The 2431-nt window shown below is 42.7% G+C and carries 3 protein-coding genes; all 3 read right to left on the bottom strand.

Annotated elements, in window-relative coordinates; all coding sequences use genetic code 11:
- On the bottom strand, positions 1–732 hold a 732-nt coding region (locus tag U9Q77_09890; GenBank protein ID MEA3287669.1), incomplete at its 3' end, for a hypothetical protein.
- Between the two features lie 27 nt (positions 733–759).
- Positions 760–1710: a UDP-glucuronic acid decarboxylase family protein gene (locus tag U9Q77_09885; protein MEA3287668.1), complete on the bottom strand. Its 951-nt coding sequence runs from the start codon at positions 1708–1710 to the stop codon at positions 760–762.
- A gap of 77 nt (positions 1711–1787) precedes the next feature.
- A partial coding sequence (locus U9Q77_09880) for a DUF4915 domain-containing protein (protein ID MEA3287667.1) occupies positions 1788–2431 on the bottom strand: 644 nt, incomplete at its 5' end.

The following is a 2431-nucleotide window of genomic DNA, read 5'->3' as shown; positions in this document are numbered from 1 at the left end:
TACTTTTTCTATCTGCTCCATCATTGCTGGGTTCAGGGGCTCATTCTTCCATTCTTGCCAGCTATTGGTTAGCGTTGGAAATGTAGATACAGTATGATTATCAAGAACCAGGAGTGTGTTCTCTATCCTCCCCCGTTCATGACAATAAACTCGTACGCCACGTTCTTTAGCAATTTCATAGGCAACACGATGGCTGAAAAACCGACCACTCAACATGAAAAGGACCTCTGGTTCAAATTCATCAAATACTCGGTTGAACCCGCACCATGCCAATCCGGCACTCAATAGATAGCTTCGATAAGCTCCAGCAATTTCTGCGTCCAGCATATCCAGTTCATTCATGCGAAAGTGACTGTGAACTGAAGATTCCACCCACTTCCCCAGCGGTTGATCCTGGTAGTGAGCATCCAACAGTTCCAGATTATCAAGAGAAGTAACCCATTGATCGATTTGCTTACGCTCATGCTCAGTGATATATGCGCCTAACCACTCCAGCGGCATTCCCAACTGTTTGTAGACCTGAACATGGGATTGTTGGCATATTTTACAGGACTCTGATGTTCGAGGGGCTGTGTTTACCCAATGAACATCGCAATCAGTGAAAACACCATCACACCCAATAAATTTTACCTGAGCATCCCGTATCTTTAATGAATGCCCCAAAGTGATATCATAGAGAGAATGCAGGTACCAACTACCATAAGGTGTGTAAAACAGGACTTTTGTGCTCATAAGGTGTCTCTCTTGGTGTTTATTAGGCTAATGTGAGCCATTCCTTTTCAAAGCGGCTTTGAAATAGCGTATGGTTTTTGACAATCCATCCTTCAGTGTCGTGGACGGTTCCCACCCAATCGTTTGCCGGGCGAGCGTAATATCTGGTTTGCGTTTACGAGGATCATCCTCTGGCAGGGGGCGATGCACCAATTGTGATTTAGAATTAGTAATTTCAATAATGGTTTGGGCTAGTTCCAGCATGGTCGTTTCAACAGGGTTGCCCAAATTGATGGGACCAGTAACCTCTTTGGGAGTAGCCATGAAGCTGATAAAGGCATCGATCATATCATCAACATAGCAGAAGGAACGAGTTTGCCCTCCATCCCCAAATATGGTAATATCTTCACCTTTCAAAGCCTGAATAATGAAGTTTGAGACAACTCGGCCATCATCAAGCCGCATGCGCGGTCCAAAAGTATTGAATATTCTGGCAACCTTGATCGACAGATTCATTTGTCTGTGATAATCAAAGAAAAGTGTCTCCGCACATCTCTTGCCCTCGTCATAGCAAGAACGAATACCAATGGGGTTTACATTACCCCAATATTCCTCAATCTGCGGATGTACTGTTGGATCTCCATACACTTCACTTGTTGATGCCTGGAATATCGGGACCCCAAGCCGTTTTGCGAGACCAAGCATGTTAATGGCACCATGAACGCTGGTCTTGGTTGTTTGAACCGGATCATGTTGGTAGTGGATCGGTGAGGCCGGACAGGCCAGGTTATAGATCGCATCCACTTCCAGGAATAGAGGGAAAGTGACATCGTGGCGAATAACCTCAAAGTTTTCATTATTCAACAGGTGATGGATATTCCGTTTGTTGCCAGTAAAGAAATTATCTACACATAGTACTTCATCACCTCTATCCAAGAGTTGTTCGCAAAGATGAGAGCCCAGAAACCCGCCCCCACCAGTAACCAATATTCTTTTCATTATTTCGTATTCCCTTTTGCTGACAACATTCAATTTCTTCCCAATATTTTAAGCTCTACTTGCTCTAGTATTTTTCTTTATAAAACCACTATTGAGTGAATCTCTGATAATTTTTGAGGCAGAAAAATGGTTCTTGAGACCTTTGTGATCTCATCAAAAATAACAATCCCGGTATCAATGGCGATATTTAGCGATAGACCAAGATTTTTACTGTAGTTACGATTTCTACTCTGGCCTACGTAATAGTATACTCCATCATAATCCAAGCCACGAGTAAAGGCAGGGAAACGCCCAACAGCCCTTGCATTATTCGCTTTAAGCTCACCTCGTAATGAATCCAGGACAACCAGACTTCCATTCAGGTAGGAAATATTATGCGGCATCCATAAATCAGTAATTACGGGATTTTTTACAAGATTAGTGGTTAAATCTATTTCCAAAGCAACACCATCAAAGATGTCCCTCTTCCAGTTTCCAGTATATGAGAACATGGTGACATATAGACTATTGCCAACGATACAGAGGTCATTGCAGTGATGCAGCGGCTCCTCTTCAATTTTATATTTGTTGGAAATGGATATTTCATCAATTTCGTTGAACTCTGCATCAAGGATGATGATACTGTCCCGATAACTAGATACGATGTAGAACTGATTCTTATTCTCAGAATAGGCTATTCCATGACCCCGGGTTGCCTGATTCAATTCTTTTGACGAAAGGA

Source organism: Candidatus Neomarinimicrobiota bacterium, assembly GCA_034716895.1.
GTDB lineage: Bacteria > Fidelibacterota > UBA8477 > UBA8477 > JABMPR01 > JABMPR01.
This window is presented reverse-complemented; position numbering and strand designations above follow the sequence as displayed.